This window comes from Pseudomonas sp. TH15, from assembly GCF_016651105.1.
Lineage (GTDB): Bacteria > Pseudomonadota > Gammaproteobacteria > Pseudomonadales > Pseudomonadaceae > Aquipseudomonas.
In genome coordinates this window covers 5,133,073-5,154,134 of sequence record NZ_JAEKEL010000001.1, presented here as the reverse complement: position 1 = coordinate 5,154,134, position 21,062 = coordinate 5,133,073, and the positions used below count along the sequence as shown (strand labels likewise).

The 21,062-nt window shown below is 60.6% G+C and carries 14 protein-coding genes; 7 read left to right on the top strand and 7 right to left on the bottom strand.

Annotation, left to right across the window (positions count from 1 at the left end):
- The first annotated feature begins 232 nt into the window (after positions 1 to 232).
- The 6 genes from JFT87_RS23200 to JFT87_RS23175 all read left to right on the top strand — a co-directional run bounded on the left by JFT87_RS23200 (position 233) and on the right by JFT87_RS23175 (position 11,332).
- Positions 233 to 1,960 carry a ShlB/FhaC/HecB family hemolysin secretion/activation protein gene (locus tag JFT87_RS23200; protein WP_201204859.1) on the top strand — a complete coding sequence of 576 codons (1,728 nt, stop codon included), beginning with the start codon at positions 233 to 235 and terminating at the stop codon, positions 1,958 to 1,960.
- 92 nt (positions 1,961 to 2,052) lie between these two features.
- The gene (locus JFT87_RS23195) at positions 2,053 to 6,552 is read left to right on the top strand and encodes a hemagglutinin repeat-containing protein (RefSeq protein WP_201204857.1); all 4,500 of its coding nucleotides are present in this window, start codon (positions 2,053 to 2,055) and stop codon (positions 6,550 to 6,552) included.
- A 206-nt stretch (positions 6,553 to 6,758) separates the two neighbouring features.
- Positions 6,759 to 7,136 carry a c-type cytochrome gene (locus tag JFT87_RS23190; protein ID WP_201204855.1) on the top strand — a complete coding sequence of 126 codons (378 nt, stop codon included), beginning with the start codon at positions 6,759 to 6,761 and terminating at the stop codon, positions 7,134 to 7,136.
- Between the two features lie 96 nt (positions 7,137 to 7,232).
- The gene (locus JFT87_RS23185; RefSeq protein WP_201204853.1) at positions 7,233 to 7,733 is read left to right on the top strand and encodes a sigma-70 family RNA polymerase sigma factor; all 501 of its coding nucleotides are present in this window, start codon (positions 7,233 to 7,235) and stop codon (positions 7,731 to 7,733) included.
- A gap of 97 nt (positions 7,734 to 7,830) precedes the next feature.
- The gene (locus JFT87_RS23180) at positions 7,831 to 8,811 is read left to right on the top strand and encodes a FecR family protein (RefSeq protein WP_201204851.1); all 981 of its coding nucleotides are present in this window, start codon (positions 7,831 to 7,833) and stop codon (positions 8,809 to 8,811) included.
- Between the two features lie 97 nt (positions 8,812 to 8,908).
- Entirely contained in the window at positions 8,909 to 11,332 is a 2,424-nt protein-coding gene (locus tag JFT87_RS23175; RefSeq protein ID WP_201204849.1) for a TonB-dependent siderophore receptor, read from the top strand.
- 86 nt (positions 11,333 to 11,418) lie between these two features.
- Here JFT87_RS23175 and JFT87_RS23170 read toward each other — a convergent pair whose 3' ends face one another.
- A complete protein-coding gene (locus JFT87_RS23170) occupies positions 11,419 to 12,570 on the bottom strand; it encodes an MFS transporter (protein ID WP_201204847.1) in 1,152 nt (383 codons plus the stop codon).
- A 253-nt stretch (positions 12,571 to 12,823) separates the two neighbouring features.
- On the opposite strand from JFT87_RS23170, the gene JFT87_RS23165 reads away from it, so the two are divergent.
- Positions 12,824 to 13,810 carry a diaminopimelate epimerase gene (locus JFT87_RS23165; protein ID WP_201204845.1) on the top strand — a complete coding sequence of 329 codons (987 nt, stop codon included), beginning with the start codon at positions 12,824 to 12,826 and terminating at the stop codon, positions 13,808 to 13,810.
- 10 nt (positions 13,811 to 13,820) lie between these two features.
- Here the strand turns inward: JFT87_RS23165 and JFT87_RS23160 are convergent, their stop codons facing one another.
- The 6 genes from JFT87_RS23160 to JFT87_RS23135 all read right to left on the bottom strand — a co-directional run bounded on the left by JFT87_RS23160 (position 13,821) and on the right by JFT87_RS23135 (position 20,914).
- Positions 13,821 to 15,395, bottom strand: coding sequence for a glucan 1,4-alpha-maltotetraohydrolase domain-containing protein (locus tag JFT87_RS23160; RefSeq protein WP_201204843.1), 1,575 nt, complete (start codon positions 15,393 to 15,395; stop codon positions 13,821 to 13,823).
- A 183-nt stretch (positions 15,396 to 15,578) separates the two neighbouring features.
- Complete coding sequence (gene codA / locus JFT87_RS23155) at positions 15,579 to 16,814, bottom strand: cytosine deaminase (RefSeq protein ID WP_201204841.1); 1,236 nt, start codon at positions 16,812 to 16,814, stop codon at positions 15,579 to 15,581.
- A 15-nt stretch (positions 16,815 to 16,829) separates the two neighbouring features.
- The gene (codB, locus tag JFT87_RS23150; RefSeq protein ID WP_201204839.1) at positions 16,830 to 18,101 is read right to left on the bottom strand and encodes a cytosine permease; all 1,272 of its coding nucleotides are present in this window, start codon (positions 18,099 to 18,101) and stop codon (positions 16,830 to 16,832) included.
- A gap of 252 nt (positions 18,102 to 18,353) precedes the next feature.
- Positions 18,354 to 19,184: an alpha/beta fold hydrolase gene (locus tag JFT87_RS23145; RefSeq protein WP_201204837.1), complete on the bottom strand. Its 831-nt coding sequence runs from the start codon at positions 19,182 to 19,184 to the stop codon at positions 18,354 to 18,356.
- A gap of 200 nt (positions 19,185 to 19,384) precedes the next feature.
- Entirely contained in the window at positions 19,385 to 19,741 is a 357-nt protein-coding gene (gene queD, locus JFT87_RS23140; protein ID WP_201190933.1) for a 6-carboxytetrahydropterin synthase QueD, read from the bottom strand.
- Between the two features lie 93 nt (positions 19,742 to 19,834).
- Positions 19,835 to 20,914 carry a patatin-like phospholipase family protein gene (locus JFT87_RS23135; protein ID WP_201205321.1) on the bottom strand — a complete coding sequence of 360 codons (1,080 nt, stop codon included), beginning with the start codon at positions 20,912 to 20,914 and terminating at the stop codon, positions 19,835 to 19,837.
- Positions 20,915 to 21,062: the final 148 nt, after the last annotated feature.

The following is a 21,062-nucleotide window of genomic DNA, read 5'->3' as shown; positions in this document are numbered from 1 at the left end:
ACCTGTGGGAAACGGCTGTTTATTACGGATGTAATATGACGCAGGTAATATATTCTGACAATTGATTTTTACTGCCGGTCGTCAGATGGGTGATTGAGAAAATGAAAGCTGACCAATTGTTTAAGAAATGTAAGCGTTGTAGGACGCGTCTTGCATTTGAGTTGGAACGATCTGACTATCACGAAAATTGATGGGATGGCATTGAGCCATTTGATGATCGCAAGGATGTTGAGTGCCGTATTCGCTTCGCGCTGTTCCTCGTCGCAGTCCCACACCTCGCACGCTGTTGTTGGTTTTGTTGTTGAGCCTGAGTGTTTCATCCCTTCAGGCCGCTGACCCTTCCGCTCCAGGCCAGGAACTACTGCGCCAGCAGCAACAGCAACAGCGCGACCTGCAACAACTGCAACTGGAAGAACGTCGTCGGCAACTGGAACGCGGCAGTTTCGGTGCGCCGCCGGTCACGCCCGCGTTGCCCGCCCAAGTCACCCCGGATGAACGCTGCTGGCCGCTGAGCGGTACGCGCATCGGCGGCGTTACTCTGATCAACAGCCAAAAACTCAACGAGCGAATCAAGCCGCAGCTGTCGGCGTGCATGGGCGTCGGCCAGATCAACCATCTGCTGGCGACCATCACCGCGCTGTACGTGGACGCCGGTTACATCGCCAGTCGGCCGTACCTCAGCAGCGCACCAGCGGCGGGGCAGTCGCTGGATATCGTGGTCGATGAAGGTTATGTCGAGTCCATCGAACTGGCCGACCAGAGCCTGCCGGTGTCCCTCGGCGGTGCGTTTCCCGGGATGCTTGGCAAGCCGCTGAACCTGCGCGATCTCGAACAAGGCCTGGACCAGTTGAACCGTCTGCGTTCGGTGGACTTGACCGCTGACATCTCCCCCGGCACCGAGCCCGGCGCCTCGCGGATCATTCTGCGTTCGCGCACCAGCGGTCAGTCGCGTTGGGCGTTGGGCCTGGGCGCGGACAACCTCGGCAGCGCTAGCACCGGACGGGATCGCGACACCCTGAGCCTGAGTCTCGACAGCCCGCTGGAGCTCAACGACTCACTCAATCTCAGCGCCAGCGACACCCTCAATCACGGCGATCGCTACAGCCGCAACGCCAGCCTTTATTACGCGATTCCTTACGGCTACTGGACCTACAGCGTCTTCGCCAGTCATGCCGAATACCGTGCGCCGTTCAAACTCCCCAGCGTGACGTTTCACAGTACCGGTATCACCGACCAGCTCAGCTTGCGTGCCGACCGCGTGCTGTGGCGCGATCAAAGTCATCAGCTCAGCGCCAATCTGCAACTGGCGCACAAGGACGTCGACAGCTACCTGGAGAACGTTCGCCTCGGTATCCAGAGCCCGACGCTGACCGTGGCCGAAGCCGGGCTGAACCTGTTCTGGCTCAACAGCGCGGTCTGGAACCTGGACATCAATTATGCCCAGGGCCTGCGCTGGCTCGGCGCCGATGACGATGCCAATCGCCAGGTCAGCAACCAGCCGAAAGCGCAGTTCCGCAAATACCGCGCCGGCCTCAGCCAGTGGCGCAACGGTCAATTTGGCCAGCAGGCCTGGCAATGGCAGAGCCAGTTCAACGTGCAATACAGCCCCGATCCGCTGCCGGCCGTCGAACAGCTGCTGGGCACCGACGATTCCGCCGTGCGCGGTTACCGGGTCAACAGTGCCTCCGGCGCCAGCGGAGCGATCTGGCGCAACACCCTGCGCCTGCCTTTAAAAAGCAATTTGCCAATGCAAGTCACCCCGCGCCTGGGTCTGGACAACGGCTGGATCAAGGCCGACCACGGCGCCCAGGGCCAACGTCTGAGCGGGGCCAGCGCCGGGGTCAACCTGAGCTGGAAAAACCTGCAAGTGGACATCGATTACCAACGCAGCCTCAACACCCCCAGCGGTTTTCATCAGGAGCCAGAAACCTGGCTGATGCGCGTGGGGCTAACGCTATGAACACCCAACAACAGCCGTCGGACCTGAGCGCCACAGCCACGGCCAACAACTCGGCGCGCAACGTGATGCCGCACTTTAATTGAGAGGTTTTTATGCCTGCACAGACATTTGCGTTCCATCTTTCCCCACGGGGCAAACTGCGCTGGGCGATTGCCAGCCTGTTCCTGATTGCCCATTTTCCCAGCGCCTTCGCGGGTGGTGTGGTGGTCGCGCCGGGCCCCGGTGGCACCGCGCAACTGCAAACCCAGGGCGGCGTGCCCATCGTCAACATCGTTGCGCCCAATGGTTCCGGCCTGTCGCATAACCAGTTTCTGGACTACAACGTCGACCGCCAGGGCTTGGTGCTGAACAACGCCTTGCAGGCCGGGCAATCCCAGCTCGCCGGGCAACTGGCGGCCAACCCGCAGTTCCAGGGCCACGCCGCGAGCGTGATCCTCAACGAAGTGATCAGCCGCAACGCCTCGGCCCTCAACGGCGCCCAGGAAATCTTCGGAAAATCCGCCGATTACGTGTTGGCCAACCCCAACGGTATCTCGGTGAACGGCGGCAGTTTCATCAACACGCCGAACGCCAACCTAGTGGTCGGTCGCCCCGAATTGAACGACGGCAAGCTGCAAGCCCTGAGCACCCGTGACGCCAAGGGCAGCTTGCAGATTCAAGGCGCGGGCCTGCAAAACCGCGAAGGCTCGATCAACCTGATCGCACCGCGTATCGATAGCCAGGGCAGCCTCAGTGCGCGGGATCAACTGAACCTCACGGTCGGCCGCAATCAGGTGGATTACGCTAGTGGCCAGGTGAAAGCGGTGGACCCGACCGGCAACACCCAGGACCAACGCATCGACGCCAGCCTGTTCGGCGCGATGCAGGCCGGGCGCATCAACATCGTCAGTACCGCTGAAGGTGCAGGCGTGCGGGTTGGCCCGGTGCAAGTGGCGGGCCGCGATAGCGTGCAGATTCGTTCCGCTGGCGACCTGAGCATCAGCGGTCAAGCCGTTGCCGACAGCCTCGACGTCACCCGTGCCGGCGTGCGCAGCAACCAGGGTGATGTCGGCCTGCACAGCGGCAAAGACTTGACCCTGGCCGCTGCCGACGTGAGTGGCCGCGACGTCAAACTCGACGCCAAACGCAACCTGACCCTGACCACCGTCGAAAGCCGCAAGCTCCAGCAGACTCGCGAAAACTGGAACAACAGCACCATCGGCATCACCTGGGAAACCTACGACCGGACCCAGACCGACAGCGACTCGCGCCAGCACGGCAGCCAGATTCTTGCCAGCCGTGACGCGCAGCTTTCCTCCGGTGGCGACACCGAACTCAAGGCGGCCAAAGTCGATGCGGCAAACAATTTGAACCTCCAAAGCGGCGGCGACCTGCGCCTGACCGCCGCCACCGAAAGCCACACCCAAACCGACCAGGGCAACCACCGCAAACACCTGTGGAAAGCCAACTGGGACACCAGCAGCGAAGAACAACGCAGCATCACCAGTCAGTTGAAGGGCGGAAATATCGCCCTGGCCACGGCGGCATTGCTGCGTTCCGAAGGTGCGCAATTGTCTAGCAAGGGCGACATCAACCTCGCCGGCAAACAGGTCGAAATCACCAGCGCCAGCCGCACCCAGCGCAAGAGCGACAACAGCTACTCGGGCGATTTGGTCGGTGGCGGTTTCTTCGGCAAGACCGGCGACGCCGATCAAGGCAAAACCCAAAACCAGGGCAGCAAGGTCAACGCTACCGGCAAACTGATCGTCAAGGCTGACGACGTGCGCATCAGCGGTAGCCAGGTGCGCGGCGGCACTGAGGCCAGTGTTGTCAGCGACAAGGGTTCGCTGATCATCGATGGCGTGCAGGACACCTCCCACGCCAACAGCCACGACAAGGACAGCAAGTTCTTCGGCATCACCAAGGACGAAACCCGGCAGAACGCCAAGGACAGCACCACGGTGCGCAGCGAGCTGACCTCCGACAGCAACCTCAAGCTCAAGAGCGCCAAGGACATTGAAGTGGCCGGCGCGACGGTCAAGGCCGATGGCACCCTGAGCGTTGATGCGGCGGGGGATGTGAAAGTACATTCTGCGCAAAACACCAGCGACAGCAGCAAAACCACCGAGACCCGTGGCTTCGACGCCTACGCCAAGGAAAACGCCCCGGACGCCGGCCAGTACCGCGCCGGTGTGCATTACGAAGACAAGCAACAAACCGTGACCAGCAACGACGTCAAGCAGCAGGGCTCCAGCCTCAGCGGCGGCAACGTGCAACTGGCGGCGGGCGGCGACCTGATGCTCAAGGGCGCCGAGGTCAAAGCCACCAACGGTGACGCGACCCTGACCGGCAAAAACGTCTCGCTGCTGGCCGAGCAGGATAGCCACAGCACTTCGACCGATAAAACCAGCACCAGCGGCGGTTTCTACTACACCGGCGGCCTCGACCGCGCCGGAAGTGGTGTCGATTTCGCCCACAACACCTCGCAAGACACCGCCAGCAAAACCACGGCGCAAACCACCAGCGTCCAAAGCAGCGGCAACCTGAACATCAATACCGGAAAGCTCACCACCGAAGGCGCGCATCTTGATGCCGGCAAAGGTCTGGATGTCGCGGCGGACGAGGTCGACAATCGCGCTGCAAGCAACACCGACAGCAGCACTCATCACGAGAGCAACTGGTCGGCGGATATTGGCGCCAACGTCGAATACAAAGACATCGCCCGACCCATCGCCGGGGCAGTCAAGGACGTGTTGAACGGCAAGGTGCCGGACAAGGACGCGTTGGCCAATCTCGGTCAGCCGAATGTCGGCATCGACGTGGCTATCGGTCACCAGGATGCCAGCCATACCGAGCAAACCGGCAACGCCGTGGTCAGCCAGTTCAAGGGCGGCACCGTGGACGTCAAGGTCGCCGGTACCTTGCAGGACCAGGGTACCCAATACCAGGCGAGTTCGGGCAAGGTGAACATCAGCGCCGACGCGTTGGTGGCGAGCGCCGCGAGCAACACCCACAGCCGCACCGATCAGGCGCTGGACGCCAAGGCTGACGTGCGGGTCTACACCAAAACCGGTGAAGACGTGAACGTTGCCGGCAGCGGTGCGGGCGGCAGCAGCCAGACGCGCAAAGACAGCTCCACCGCGGTGGCTGGCAACTATGCCGGCAGCGACGGGGTGAACATCAACCTGCGCGAAAAGGGTCAGTTTGAAGGCAGCCATTTCGATGGCGGGCAGGGCGGGGTTTCGATCAAGACCGGCGGTGAGCTGGCGCTGAATCAGGCCAACGACCGTCAGAGCAGTGACACCTCCAGTCTGCGCGGCAATGGCTCGCTGAACGTCGGCACGGCGCCAGGCACTAACGGCACCAATGTTGATCTGGGCGCCGGCTTCCAGCTCGATCACACCGGCAAACAGACGCAAGACAGCCAGGCTCAGGTCGCGAGTATTCAGGGCAAAGGCCCAGTGGTGTTGAGCAGTGGTGGCGATCAAATCCTCCAAGGGACGAAGGTTGATACGGCAGGCGGCATCGACTTGAAGGCTGACGGCAAACTCGATCTGCAAGCGGCGACCGACACGCACAGCGCCTCGGGCAGCAACCTTGGCGGTGGTCTGAAGGTGGGTGGTAGTAAAACCAGTACTGAGAAAAGCGCTGATCAGGGCGGCAATTTGAGCGGCAATTTCAACATCGGTCGGGTCAACGAAAACACCCAAACCTTGACCGGTGGCCAGCTCAACAGTCAGGGCAACATCGCTCTCAGCGGTGAGGCTATCCACCTGCAAGGCACCCAGGTCAGCGCCCCGAGCGTCAGCCTTGATGCGCAGCAGGGTGGGATCAATCAGGAATCGGCCCAGTCCACGCAGAACCGCACTAACTGGAATGTCGCGCTGAATGCGGGCGGCAACCTGAGCAACAGCACACCGGTTGTTGTGGATGAAAAGAACGTTGCCAGCAGTGACCACGGCTTCAATGCCGGGGCCAAGGTTGGGGTTGATCACCTGAAAGGCACGACGCAGCAGAACAGTCAGATCAAGGCTGACAGCGTCATCGTCAATTCTTCCGGGGATGTGCATCTGGCCGGTGCGCGGATCGATGCCGGGACCGTCAGCGGCAAGGTGGGCGGTGATCTGACCGTGGAAAGCCGTCAGGACAGCCAGACCAGCGCTAAGGTCGACGTTGACTTGGGCCTGACCGCGACAAAAGCAAAACCAGCCGAGAAGGATAAAGTCGCCGACAATGCCAAACTCGGCGGCACTGACTACAAACCGACCCTGAAAGCCGACGGCGGTTATGCGCACAAGGACAGCGTCGGCCAGGCCTCGGGTATCAGCGGCACACAAGGTGTGGATCTGAAGGTTGGCGGCGCCACGCAACTGACCGGCGCACGGATTGCCTCGACCGAAGCCCGGGTGGATCTGGGCGGCTCGAAAGTCAGCACCACGGACCTGAGCAACCGCGACTACGGCATCAACGCAGGTCTCGATCTGCCACACAAAACCGAGGAAAACGCACCGAAGGTTTCCCTGGAAAACGGCAACCTGAAAGTCGGCCCGGTCACCCTGAGCGGGCATCTGGACACCCAGACCCTGCAAGCCGGGATCGACGAGAAAGGCTGATCCAATGGCCAGTGATGGATGCACTTGAACCCGCCTCCACCAAAAAACCTGTGGGAGCGAGCCTGCTCGCGAAAGCGTCCTGTCAGTCAATGCATTAAGTGACTGATGTACCGCCTTCGCGAGCAGGCTCGCTCCCACATTGTTTTGCGCCAGGCGATAAATCTCGCGCATCATGCGCGACCTTAAAGACGCCAGGGAGGCAAACAATGAAAACGGCATTCGTCGCGGTACTCGCGACTTTGTTGATCGCCCAACCATCCGTGTCCTTCGCGGATAATGTTAATGGGAAAAATCTCTATTTGCAGCGATGCACCATGTGCCACGGAGTAGATCTCAAAGGAACAGGACCATTGGCTAATAAAAGCAATCCTCCAACACCTGATCTTACAACATCCGCTTTCAAAAAACGATTAAATGATTATCCGGGCGTTATTGTTTCGTCAATAATACTTCGTCCAAATGGAGACTTGATTCCAAGAACTTTGCAAGAGAATGGTGTAAAGCTATCGCCGTACGCTTGGAGGATTAATGATCTGCGCGATTTAAATCAATACATGAGTGGTGTGATTTCAAAAAATCGATGAGCTTGAGTGGCTATCGGAATGTTCGGACGAGGAATACATTGCTTCGAGTTAATAGGAAGCATTACTATTCGCGCCTCCTCCCCACAGCACACTGCAATGACCCCCAAGCTGCCTCGTACCCACGGCTTTTTCGAGCATTACGAAGAGTTGATCGGCACCTGGACCCGTCGCCTGAGAAATCGTCAGCAGGCCGAGGATCTGGCCCATGACACCTTCGTGCGGGTGCTTGAGTCCGATTCGGCGGCGGTGGAGCAGCCTCGGGCGTATTTGCACCAGACCGCGCGCAACATTGCGGTGGATGGCTATCGGCGTGAGGATCGGCGGGGCGCCATGGAATCCGAGGCGGTTGATCACAGTGTGTCGTCGTCCGGCGACCCGGAGCATTTCATGCATGCGATCCAGTTGGCGGATTCCATCGAACAGGCCCTGACGGAGTTGCCGATCAACTGCCGCAAGGTGTTTGTCTGGCAGAAGATCGAAGGCCTGACCCAGGCGGAAATCGCCGAGCGGTTGGGGCTGTCCAAGAACATGGTGGAAAAGTATATGATCCGCACCCTGCGGCATCTGCGCGATCGCCTGGATGGGGCGCAGTCATGATTCGCGGTGCCCCGGGAAAGATCGCAGCCTTCGGCAGCTCCTACAGGGAGACGTGTCGTGACGTCCTATTTCCAACCCCGGCCAAACAGGAATTTCCATGATGGATACTCGTGATTGTGCGTGCGGGCAAACAGCGGTTCGCGACGAGGCGGCACGGTGGTTTGTGCGTTTGCAGGAGCCTGCCGTGGACGCCTTGGAACATCGACGCTTTGAGGCCTGGCTGGCTGAACACCCTCAGCATGTCGATGAGTTTCAATTGCTTCAGGGCCTGTGGACGGCGGCCGATCTGTTGCCCGCCAAACGCCTGCAAGCCTTGTGCGAAACCCCGCCGAGTCGTCAGCGTCGACCCTTTGTGCGTTACGCGGTGGCCGCCAGCGTGTTGACGGTGGCGCTCGGCTTGGGCTTGTTCAGTGGCTTGAATCACCCGGCGACCTATACCGCTGAATTTTCCACGGCCCTGGGCGAGCGTCAGCATGTAGCGTTGCCGGACGGTTCGATCATCGACCTGAACAGCCGCTGCCGGGTGCAGGTGCGGTTTGAAAAGGATCGTCGCGGCATCGAGCTGAAGGAAGGCGAGGCGATGTTCAGCGTTGAGCACGACACCCGTCGACCGTTTGTGGTCGAGACCGGCAATGGCCAGGTCACGGTCACCGGCACCCGGTTCGATGTGCGCCGGGACCTGACGCAAACCAGGGTCGCGGTGGAGCAGGGCACGGTCAAGGTGCAGGGGCATGATGCGCCGGACAATGAATTCATCAGTCTGACTGCCGGCCTCGGCACCCATATCGATGCTCATGGCCAAGTCGCGGCAGCCTACGCGGTCAACCCGCACGAACTGACGGCCTGGCGCAGCGGCAAACTGGTGTTCAACAACGCCAGCCTGGCTGAAGTCGCTGCCGAAGTGTCCCGCTATCGCGAGAAGCCGCTGACGGTTGGCAACGACAAAGTGGGCAATCTGCGCCTGACCAGCGTGTTCAAATCCGACAACACCGACGCGTTGCTCAAGGCCTTGCCGAGCATCTTGCCGGTGGCGGTGCGCACGTTGTCTGACGGCAGTCAGGAAATAATTTCGCGATAGATTCAGGTTTTTTTCGAGTTCTTCGTCTTCTTGTCCAACTGCAACTGGTTTGCATTAACAGACGCATACTCTTGCGATCCACAGGACATTGTTCGACGTGAAGAAAACCACCGCTAACAACAAAAAATCCACTTGGCTGCGACTCGCCCTCGCGTTGGCCGTCAGTGCCGCGCTGCCTCAGGCGTTCGCCGCCGACGCCATCCATATTCAGGCGCAGTCGCTGGGTCAGGCCTTGAGCCAGTTGGGCCAGCAAACGTCGTTGCAGGTTTTTTTCAGCCCGGCACTGGTCGCCGGCAAACAGGCCCCGGCGGTGGACGGCAACCTGTCCCCGGAACAGGCCCTGCGCCAATTGCTGCAAGGCAGCGGTCTGGAATATCAGATTGATGAAGGCTCGGTGAGCCTGACACCAGCGCCAACTGCCGCCACCAACGGACCGCTGGAACTGGGCGTGACCGACATCAAAGTGGTTGGCGACTGGCTCGGTGACGCCGATGCCGCCGTGGTGCAGAACCACCCTGGCGCCCGGACCGTGATCCGCCGCGAAGCGATGGTCGAGCAGGGTGCCATGAATGTCGGCGACGTGCTGCGTCGCGTGCCGGGTGTGCAAGTGCAAGATGCCAACGGCACCGGCGGCAGCGATATCGCCCTGAACGTCGGCGTGCGTGGCCTGACCTCGCGCTTGTCGCCGCGCTCCACGGTGTTGATCGATGGCGTACCGGCCGCGTTCGCCCCGTATGGCCAGCCGCAACTGTCGATGGCACCGATTTCCGCCGGCAACCTCGACAGCATCGACGTAGTGCGCGGCGCTGGTTCCGTACGTTACGGGCCGCAGAACGTCGGCGGCGTAATCAACTTTGTCACCCGCGCGATCCCGGAGAAAGCCACCGGTGAAATCGGCACCACCCTCGAAACCTCCGAGCACGGTGGCTGGAAGCACGTTGACACCGCGTTTGTCGGTGGTACAGCGGACAACGGCATGGGCGTCGCGCTGTTGTACACCGGGGTGAACGGCAACGGTTACCGCGAAAGCAACAACGGCAACGACATCGACGACGTGATCCTCAAGACCCACTGGGCGCCGACCGATGTTGACGATTTCAGCCTGAATTTCCACTACTACGACGCCAGCGCCGACATGCCCGGCGGCCTGACGCAGAAGCAGTACGACGCCAGCCCGTTCCAGTCCGTGCGCGACTACGACAACTTCACCGGGCGGCGCAAGGATGTCTCGTTCAAGTGGGCGCGGCAGATCGACGACCGTACTCAGGCTGAAGTGCTGACCTACTACACCGACAGCTTTCGTGGCAGCAACATCGCCGCTCGTGATCAGCAAACCCTCAGCTCTTATCCGCGGTCCTACTACACCTTGGGCATCGAGCCGCGGGTGTCGCATGTGTTTGATGTAGGCCCGACCACTCAGGAAGTCAGCGTCGGTTATCGCTACCTCAAGGAAGCGATGCACGAGCAGTCGAGCCGCGTGGCGCTGGTGAACAACCAACCGGTGATCACCCCGACGTCCGACGGCCATGTGTTCCAGGACCGTACCGGCGGCACTGAAGCCAACTCGGTGTACATCGATAACAAAATCGACGTCGGCAACTGGACCGTGACCCCGGGCGTTCGCTTCGAACACATCAGCACTGACTGGCACGACCGCGCCGTCCTCGACACCGCTGGCAAACGCGTTCCGGAGAAAAACCGCAGCATCGAAAGCAACGAACCGCTGCCAGCGCTGAGCGTGATGTATCACCTGTCCGACGCCTGGAAGCTGTTTGCCAACTACGAGACGTCGTTCGGCAGCCTGCAATATTTCCAGCTCGGCCAGGGCGGTTCGGGTGACAGCACGGCCAACGGCCTGAACCCGGAGAAGGCCAAGACTTACGAGCTCGGCACGCGCTACAACGATGACGTGTGGGGCGGGGAAGTGACGCTGTTCTACATCGACTTCGATGACGAACTGCAATACATCAGCAACGACGTGGGCTGGACCAACCTTGGCGCGACCAAGCACCAAGGCCTTGAAGCGTCGGTGCATTACGACCTGTCCGCGCTCGACCCACGGCTCGACGGCCTGACTGCCAACGCCGGTTTCACCTACACCCGTGCCACTTACGAAGGCGAGATTCCGGGCTTCAAGGGCCGTGATTTGCCATTCTATTCACGTCAGGTGGCCACGGTTGGCTTGCGTTACGACGTGAATCGCTGGACCTACAACATCGACGGTTTCGCCCAGTCCAAGCAGCGCTCGCCGGGCACCGGGGTAAACGCCGATGGCAGTTTCAACGGCAACTACATCACCGAAGGCACGGCGGATGGGCAGTACGGCGACATTCCGGGTTACGTGACCTGGAACGTACGTGGCGGTTATGACTTCGGGCCACAGGTGTCGAACCTGAAGCTGGGCGCGGGGGTGAAGAATGTCTTCGACAAGCAGTACTTCACGCGTTCCAGCGATAACAATTCGGGGATGTACGTGGGTGCGCCGCGCACGTTCTTTGTGCAGGCCAGCGTCGGTTTCTGATAGACCGCATCAGCTTCTTCGGGAGCAGGCTCGCTCCCACATGGATCACTGAGATCCTGTGGGAGCGAGCCTGCTCGCGATGCTTTTCAGACCTTCAGCACTTTTCCGCCAATGGCCACCGCCACCAGCAATACAGCCATCAACCCAAAGGCAAAGCTCAAACTGCTGCCATGGGCGACGAACCCGATCACTGCCGGGCCGGCGAGTATCCCTGCATAACCGAGGGTGGTGATGGCTGGCACAGCAATGCTTTGCGGCATGACGGTCTGTTTGCCCACTGCGGTGTACAGCACCGGCACAATGTTCGAACAACCCGCGCCGACCAGCGCATAACCCACCAGCGCCGCCTCCCAGGTCGGTGCGAATGTCGCCAGCGACAGGCCCACCGCAGCCGTCAGCCCACCAAACACAATCACTTTTGTCGCGCCCAAACGCCGGACAATCGCATCCCCTGTCAACCGCCCGGCGGTCATGGTCAGTGCAAACGCCGCATAACCCAGCCCGGCGTACGCCGTGTCGATTGCGCGCTCGGAGGTCAGGAAGACCGCGCTCCAGTCGAGCACCGCGCCTTCGGTGAGGAACACGATGAAGCACATCATGCCGATAAACAGCACGATGCCATGAGGCACTGCAAACGCCGGGCCGGAGCTTTCACTGCCGTAAGGCAGCAGATGCGGCGCGGCTTTAAGCAACGCCGCGATCAGCACCGCGATCACCACCAGCGTCGCGCCCAATGGCGAAATCCCGAGGCCAAGCAGGGCGCTGACGCCCGCCGCCCCGACAATCCCACCCAGGCTGAACAGGCCATGGAAACCCGACATCATGTTCTTGCCGCTGGCCCGCTCGACGATCACCGCTTGCAGGTTCACCGTCGAGTCCACCGTGCCCAACCCCGCGCCAAACATGAACAGCGTGGCAATCAACGCCGGAATCGACGACACCGTCGCCAACAGCGGCAGCGCCGCGCAGATCAGCAACACCCCGGCGCTTACCACGCGGCGGCAGCCGAAACGCGTGGCCAGCATCCCCGCTATCGGCATCGCCAGGATCGACCCTACCCCCAGGCACAACAGCAGCAAACCGAGCGTCCCTTCATCCATCCCGGCACGAGCCTTGGCGTAAGGCACCAGCGGCGCCCACGCAGCGATGCCGAGACCGGCGATGAAAAAAGCGACACGGGTGGACATCTGTTCCAGGCGTCCGGGAACAAATGAGAATTGGGCGTTGAGGTTGGTCATATCGATCCTTGGCAAAAAACGTCGCGTACCCAAGGGACAGTGATACGGCGTCGAGGTTCGATGACCGTTTATTCGAGAACGTGCAGCCGACATCCTACCTTCTTCCCCGTATCCCTGTAGGCGCTGCGGCACGCTGCGATCTTTTGATCTGTGTTTTTTATCAAGATCCGAATCAAAAGATCGCAGCGTGCCGCAGCTCCTAGAGGGGATTGCGGTTTACAGTGGAATTCTTCGTTAGCAGGGATTAAAAGTGATGACGCAGTTTTATGATGCGCGGGGCAATATTTATGGTGTGGTTTCGCCGGAGGCACTGCGCGAAGCGGGCGTTGATTTACCTGCCAGCGCGTGCGCATGCGCATCGTCGCGCCCGACGTGGAGCCACGCGGCAATCAAACTGTGCTGTGACTGGCCCGCAGGCGAGCGGCCACCCAACAGCAAATCCCACCGCAGCGACGGCCTGCTGATCGGCCCGTTCCAGACCTCGCCGCCGTTCGATGTGCTGATCGTCAACACCGACGGTACGCTCGCGGAACGCAGTGGCAACGGTCTGACGATATTTTCTCAGGCGCTGACCGAGCAGGAATTGATGCCGGAGGCGGGCGCATTGCTGCGCGTGCATCACGACAAGGGCGCAATGGTGGAAACTTCGGTGAAACCGGCTGAAGTCGACGGTATTCAAGGTTTCTGGCTTGACCTGGGTCAACCGCTATTCGGACCGGATTCGGTGGGCGCGCGGGCTGTTGAAAGCCTTCAGTTCAACGGTCGGGACGTGAGCCATGTCCAGCCCTTGGCGCAACTCGATCGTCACTGGACGCACAGCCAATTCGTACGCATCGGTAACCCACACTGCGTGACCCTGCTGACGGACGTCGCCGCGCTCCCGAGCAATCAGCAAATGCGCGAATCGCCATTGGCGCAAAACCTGACCCGTATCGCTTATGCCACTCCGAGCGGGGCCGGTCAGCCGTGCCCGGCCGGGGTCAATCTGCAGTGGGCGGCGCTGGAGTCTGTCGATCGCATTCACGCCCGAGTGTTCGAGCGCGGCGAAGGGCCGACGGCATCTTCCGGCACCAGTGCCAGTGCCGTGGCGTGCGCGGCCTGGCGTGTTGGCTGGATCACTGGCGGAAAAGTTCACGTGGTGATGCCCGGCGGCACTGCGCCTGTCCTTCTATTGGCGCAAGCGGGCGAGTTGAATGGCGTGCAACTGTTCGGTACGGCGCGACGGATAACGAACCGCTGATAAATCTCGATCAAAACCGCCCGACTGTGTCACTCGCCACTCCGCTGGTGAATGTGTTGTTCGGTCCCGATTGCCAGTAGATCGGCGAAGCGTTCTGTCCGCGTACTATGCACTTCCATTCGAGCTGCTGCCGTGCGGGGACTTCGATGCTCGTGCTCCAGCCGTTGCCGACGGAGTTCAGCGCAATCCCGTGCTGCGGGTCCCACGCGCCAAACTCCAATGACGAGCCGACGGCATAGACCCCTTCGCCCGCTTGCGGTTTGGCGTTGTCGCAACGGATGCTGACCTTGACCGCCGCCGCCGCCGCCGACTGCGCAGGCGTGCTCCAGATCCGGATGTCTCCGTTGTCCCAGTTCAGCACCGGGGCGCCCATGCCCTCGGGCAATTTTTGCAGGTCGGATTTGAGCGCGATCACCAATGATCCACGCGTGCCTGAGGTCGTAGCCACCAGCCCCGAATATTGACGATTGAAGAGGATCGGGGAGTCCGCCCTGATGCCGGCACTCTTGCGCAGTTTGATCAATTGGCGGATGAGCTGATCGCGCTGCCAATCGTACATGTGCGGCCAGTACACCGTCGGTGTTCCTGGACTGCTGAGGATAAACGCGTAAGCCAGATTGACTTGCGCATCGGGTAGAGCCCAATGATGTTGGCCACCGTTGATGCCGGGCGAATAGCCGGTGTCATGATTGTCGACGAACGTTACCGCGATCTCGCGCCAGGCAGGATTCGGATTGCCGTTCAAGCCTTCGCGCCATTCGGCGAGTGATCCATTTTGCATGCGTTCCTTCAGGGCAAAATCGAACACTGCGCAATGCGAGCGATCAGACCAGTCCTTGAGAACGTCCTGCCAACTGGCGCTGTGTCGCCAATCACCCTGAGGATATTCGGCGGGGCCTTTCCAGTTTTCCCCGACGCAAAATTGCTGGTTGCCAAACGCGTTCATCCAACGGTCTACCGTCTCTGGCGCGTAACCCCGAACGAAGTCAAAGCGCAGCCCATGGGCGCCATAGTTATCGCGCAGATTGATAAATTCCTGTTTGAACGCATTGAATACAGTGGGATTCGCGGTATTCAGATCTGCCGCACCGTCCATGAACGCATCGCCCTCATCACATTGAAGGCAGTCATGGCGCCATTCCTCGCTCCCTCTCGGGAAAAGCGAAGCGCTCGCCTTGCCATCATTCATGTGGTTAGGGACCACGTCGTACACGACTTTGACCCCGGCGGCGTTGAGTGCTGTTGCCGCCTGTTTCAGTTGCTGATCGCTGCCATAACGGTTGTTTTTGTCGAAGCTGCTCCAGAAGTAGCCTTCACCACCGCCGCTGCTCTGCGCGCTGCTCCAACTGGAGGTGTCGGTCCAGGCCGGTGGCAACCAGATGAGCGTGAACCCGTCGCTGCCGATCGTTTCAGCCTTTTGCAGAAGTACCGAATCCCACAGTATTGGATTGCGACTGGAGTTCCAGTGGAACCCTTGCAACATGATCTCTTCGCCGCTGCCATTGCGCACGGCAGCGTTTGCGCAAAACGTCACGGTGAAGGTCAGGCAAAGGAAAAGCTGCTTGAGCAATGAAATCACGTTCATGGTCGTCCTCTCCGGATCTATCGATCCCAAGAGGACACTGTGTATCTGTACGCGCAGCATGTCGCCTGTCAGATCTGACAGGGTTGCTCGACTATTTGGCGATAAGATTCGCGCCAACCATACCCGTAATACGCTTGAATGCTGTTGATTCAGTCGACGTTACGCGACGGCGACTTGCTTGCTTCAAACGAACTGCACCACCGGCATCTGCCGCTTCATCAACACCTCACCCCCGCGAATCGAATACAGCGGCAAGCCCTGGCTACGAATAACCTCGTAATCACTGTCCGCCGACAGAATCAACAAATTCGCCGGCCGCCCAGCCTCCAGTCCATAACGATCGCCCAGGGCCATGGCCTTGGCACTGTTATCAGTCACCAGGTCCAGCGCACTTTGCAGATTGCGATAACCGAGCATATGGCAAATGTGCAGTCCCGCTTCGAGCACCCGCAGGATGTTGCCATTGCCCAGCGGATACCACGGGTCAACGATCGAATCCTGACCGAAACACACGTTCATCCCCGCTTCGAGCAACTCATTCACTCGGGTCACACCACGGCGTTTCGGGAAGTTGTCGAAGCGTCCTTGCAGGTGAATGCTTTCAGTGGGGCACGACACGAAACTGATCCCCGAGTGGCCGAGCAAGCGGAACAGCTTGGCGCAGTAAGCGTTGTCGTAAGAGCCCATCGCCGTGGTGTGGCTGGCGGTAACCCGCGAACCCATGTCGCGACTGCGGGCTTCTTCGGCCAGCACTTCGAGGAAGCGTGAGTGCGGGTCGTCGGTTTCATCGCAATGCACGTCCACCAGGCAACCGGTGCGCTCGGCCAGGTCCATCAGAAACTTCACCGAACTGACGCCCTGGTCCCGGGTGTACTCGAAATGCGGAATGCCGCCGACCACATCGGCGCCCATGCGGATGGCTTCTTCCATCAGCTCCCGGCCGTTGCGGTACGACTCGATGCCTTCCTGGGGGAACGCAACGATTTGCAGGTCGATCAGGTGACGGCTTTCCTCACGCACTTCGAGCATCGCCTTGAGCGCGGTCAAGGTCGGGTCGGTGACATCGACGTGGGTGCGCACATGCTGGATGCCGTGGGCGGCCAGGGTCTGGATGGTTTTCTTGGCGCGGGTCTTGGTGTCTTCCAGGGTGATGGTGGCTTTGCGCTCGCCCCAGCACTCGATGCCTTCGAACAGCGTGCCGCTCATGTTCCAGCGCGGCTCGCCGGCGGTTAGGGTCGCGTCGAGGTGAATGTGTGGCTCGACGAAGGGCGGCACCACCAGGTTGCCACCGGCGTCGAGGTCGCCGGGCCCCAGGGTCGGGGCTTCGGTCTGGCGGGCGATGTTGTGAATCAGCCCGTTCTCCAGGTGCAATTCGTGCAAACCTTCCTGGTTGCGCAAGCGAGCGTTGATGATGTGCATCAGGCAAATCCTTTTTTATAGGTCTTGTAGTGGCGCGGCTGCGCTGCGAGCGCCCAGCACGCCGGTCAATATCACATACGTTAGCGCGCCAGCGGCAATGCCTACCAGCGGTGCGACCCACGGCGAGCTGAACGCGGCCACCGTCCCGACCGCATAAGCGCTCAGTCCGGGCCAGTTGAACGCCGGCAGCCGGGCGTCGGCCAGCCGTGGATACTGGCCGCGATAACGGAAGAAAAAGTCCGCCATGATCACCCCGCCAATCGGTGGAATCACGGTGCCCAGCAGAATCAGGTAAGGCACCAGCATGTCGTACATGCCCAGCAGCGCGAGCAGCGTGCCGATCACCGCGCCGGCCAGGGTTACGGTTTTGCGCCGACCGGTGCGCAGCAAATTGCACCCGGCGACGGCGAAGTTGTAGATGGTGTTGTCCTGGGTGCTCCAGATATTGAGCAGCAACATCGCCATCGCCGCCATGGCGAAACCTTGCAGCAACAGCACTTCGACCACGTCCGGTTGCTGATAGACGATCGCCCCGTAGGCGCCGATCAGCACCATCAAGCCGTTGCCAACGAAGAAACCGATCAGGCTTGCCAGCACCGCGACCCGGGCTGAGCGCGAGAACCGCGTCCAGTTCGTCGCTTGGGTGGCGCCACTGACAAAGGTGCCGAACACCAGCGTAATGGCCGTCGACCAGTCCAGCGTTTCGGTCGGCACCACGGCGAGTAAACCGTCTAGCCCACCGACCTTCAGCGTGGCGACCCACATTGAAAGCATCAGCAGCAACATCATCGCCGGCACCGCGATATACGACAGAATCTCCAGCCCGCGATAACCGACATAGGCCGTGGCGCAGAACAGCAAGCCGAACAGCACCATCAGCCCGAGCACCGTGCCTTGGTCCAGTTCGAAATATTTGCCCAGCACCACCGCGGCAGTGGCCGTACCCCAGGCGTACCAGCCGATCTGGGTGAACCCGAGAATCAGGTCGCTGAGCTTGCTGCCGACTTCGCCGAAGCAGAAACGCCCCATCAGTGCCGAGTTGAGGCCGCTCTTGAAGGCGATGTAGCCGAGGCCGGCGGCGTAGATCCCCAGCAACAGATTGCCGACGACAATCACCGCCATCATCTCGCCGAAACTGAACGCCACGCCGAGCTTGCCGCCGGCAAACATGGTCGCGGTGAAAAAGGTGAAACCCAGCAACACCATCGCCGTGGAGGCGAAGCCTTTGCGGGCGTGCATCGGGACTTCGCTGAGGGGGTAATCGTTACCCGGATCGTTCTGCGTCATGTGGCGTTCCTTGCTGAATGAGAGAGACGCGCAGCGGGTCGCAGTGGTCGTGCCAAGCGGGGGATGGCGTTGTTATGTATAGACGAGGTTGCGCAATTGGCCCGTTGCGGGCGAGAAAGCGGTGCGCCTGACGGAACACAAGACCCATGTGGGAGCGGGCTTGCTCGCGAAAGCGGCGTGTCAGTCAACATTGATGTTGAATGTGCGAGCCTCTTCGCGAGCAAGCCCGCTCCCACAGGGGATTCGGTTTACTCAGGGGGAATCGTGTAGAGGCAAAAACCGCAGCAGCGCCGCGACGATCGCTTCCGGCGCATCTTCTTGCACCAAATGCCCTGCATTTGGAATCGCCTGAAACCGTGCCCCCGGAATCATCCGGTGCAACGCCCGCCCGCGCTCAATGGGAATCCACTGATCATCCTCACCCCACAAAATCTGTACCGGGCACCGAATCGTCGGGTACAGCCCTTCAGCCTCACGGGTGTAATGCTCGTCCATCTGCGCAATCTGCCGGTAGAACGCCGCTTGCCCCGGTTCCCCAAGCCATGGCTGCACATACGGCGCCAGTTCATGGTCGGGAATCTCGCGCTTGATCGCCCCACGAATGTAAGTCGACACGATGGCTCGCTGGATGTAATCAGGCAGCCCGCTGAATGCCGCCTCATGCTGACGCACATGCTGCACAAACGGCGAACCCCATGGCGTCAGCGCCACCGGGTCGATCAGGGTCAGGCTGCGGTAGTTTTTGCCGTTGAGCAGATGGGCGCGCAGGGCCGTGGCGCCACCGAAATCGTGGGCCACCACGTCCGGGCTATCCAGGCCCCAATGCGCGAGCAATTGCGCCAATAGCTCGTTTTGCACGCCGAGAGACACGTCGCTGTCAGGCTGTTCGGATTGCCCGTAGCCCAACAGATCAAAGTAATACACCCGATGCGTGGCGATGAAGTGCGGCGCGATCCTGTGCCACACGTAAGAGGAGAAGGGCGTGCCATGCACGAACACCAACGGCGGGCCGTCACCCCGTACGGCGTATCGAACGGAGTGCCTGTTGAAGCGATAGGTCTGAGCCAGCGACCAGTCAGCCATGCCAGTGTCCTCTTGGCGGTAACAAGCCAAAAAGCATAGGCATAAAAAAACAGCCGTGAAGGCTGTTCTCTGGCAAATCACTGTTTCCTTGTGGGAGCGAGCCTGCTCGCGAAGAGGGCGTCTCAGTCGATATCAATGTCGGCTGATAAACCGCTTTCGCGAGCAGGCTCGCTCCCACAGGGAATTGGCGGTGTCTTGGGTTACTCGCCGTGATAGATGCAACCGCTGGTGCACGTCTCGTGGATGCGAATCGCGCTGAGTTCCGGCAGCAGTGGCTTCAACTCAGTCCAGATCCACTTGGCCAGCACTTCACTGGTCGGGTTTTCCAGACCGGGAATATCGTTCAGGTAGTTGTGATCCAGGCGCTCGTAGAGCGGCTTGAAGATCGCCTTGATTTCCGAGAAGTCGCGGATCCAGCCAGTGTGCGGATCGAGGTCGCCGCTCAAGTGGATCGCCACTTTGAATGAGTGACCGTGCAGGCGACCGCACTTGTGGCCGTCCGGCACGTGGGGCAGGCGGTGGGCGGATTCGAAAGTAAACTCTTTGAAGATTTCCACAGTGATTTTCAGCTCTGTCAGGTGGCGATCGCCGCGGCGATGTGGGCAGGCGGCGAGTTTACCAGAGCTCTGGGCAAAACACTGACTAACTGACTAAAGGGTCAGCAAGCGCTCGCCAAGGCGACCGCTGGCGGCCAACTCCAGGAACTCATCGCCCATCCGGCGGCTTTCATCCATTGCTGCACGCCAGTATTTCTGCCGGCTCGGGGCATCGCCCATGAAGCGCTTGAAGTCATTGCGGTCCGGCAGTTTGCCGTAAGGCAAGCGCGCCAGGTAATCCTTCGATGGCGCCAGCAGCAGAACATCTTGCAAGCGCAACGAGCAGCCACGGCGCCACGGCAGGGTCTTGTCGAACCAACCGGGAATGACCCGATCAGTGAAGTGCGGATAAAGCACGATGTCGTTGCCGCTGTAGGGCAGGTCGAGGTGATAGTCCAGCAGACCGCCGTCGCGGAAGGTTCCGGCGCCGGCACCCGGCAAGTCGCGCACGCCTTCCATGACCATCGGTATCGAGCCCGACGCGAGCAAAGCCTGGCGCAGGTTGCCGGCATTCAGCGCGACGAAGCGCGACGGGAAATCAGTCAGCGCATTGACCGGCGGTGCGAGGCGCGGGTCGTGGATGATCAGCCGTTCGAAATGCCGCGACAACCGCGCGCGACCCCGTAAGTTGTCGGCGATCACCGACGACAGCCCCAGCCCCAGGCGGCCACGATGATCGTGGGCGAGCAGGCCGTGGCTTTTGACCACCATGATGTTCAGTCGGTAATGGGTGTTGTCCAGAATCGCGGCATCGCGACCATCCAACAGGTCATCGAGCATGCGCCGCGAGCTCTGGCTGATCTGCGCCATGGTCACGCCCTTGTCGAAATTCTGCTCGGTGTACAGTTGACCGAGACGCCGAATGCCTTCGGCGGCGTCTGGCAGACAGGCGCTGGCGAACCGCCAGGAACCCACCGAGGCACCGATCAGCGAACGCTCTCGCGGTGCCGCCGGTAGCCATTCGCCGAACAACGCCAGGTCCAGACCTTGAATCCCCAATGCCTTGGGACCACCGGCCGCCCCCGGCAACGTGCCCACGTCGGCGGCGCTCAACCCGTTTTCACGAATGCGTGCAAAGGCCCGCGGGCCGGCCTTGAGGGTCAGGGAGGGGAACTTGATGTGGATAGCGGTCATACCGGTCTCGATATCGGGCAAGCCAAGAATTATAGACATGCACAGTCATTGTGGGAGCGGGCTTGCTCGCGAATGCGGTGTATCAGTCGGTGTTTATGTGGCTGACACACCGCATTCGCGAGCAAGCCCGCTCCCACAGGTTTTGTGC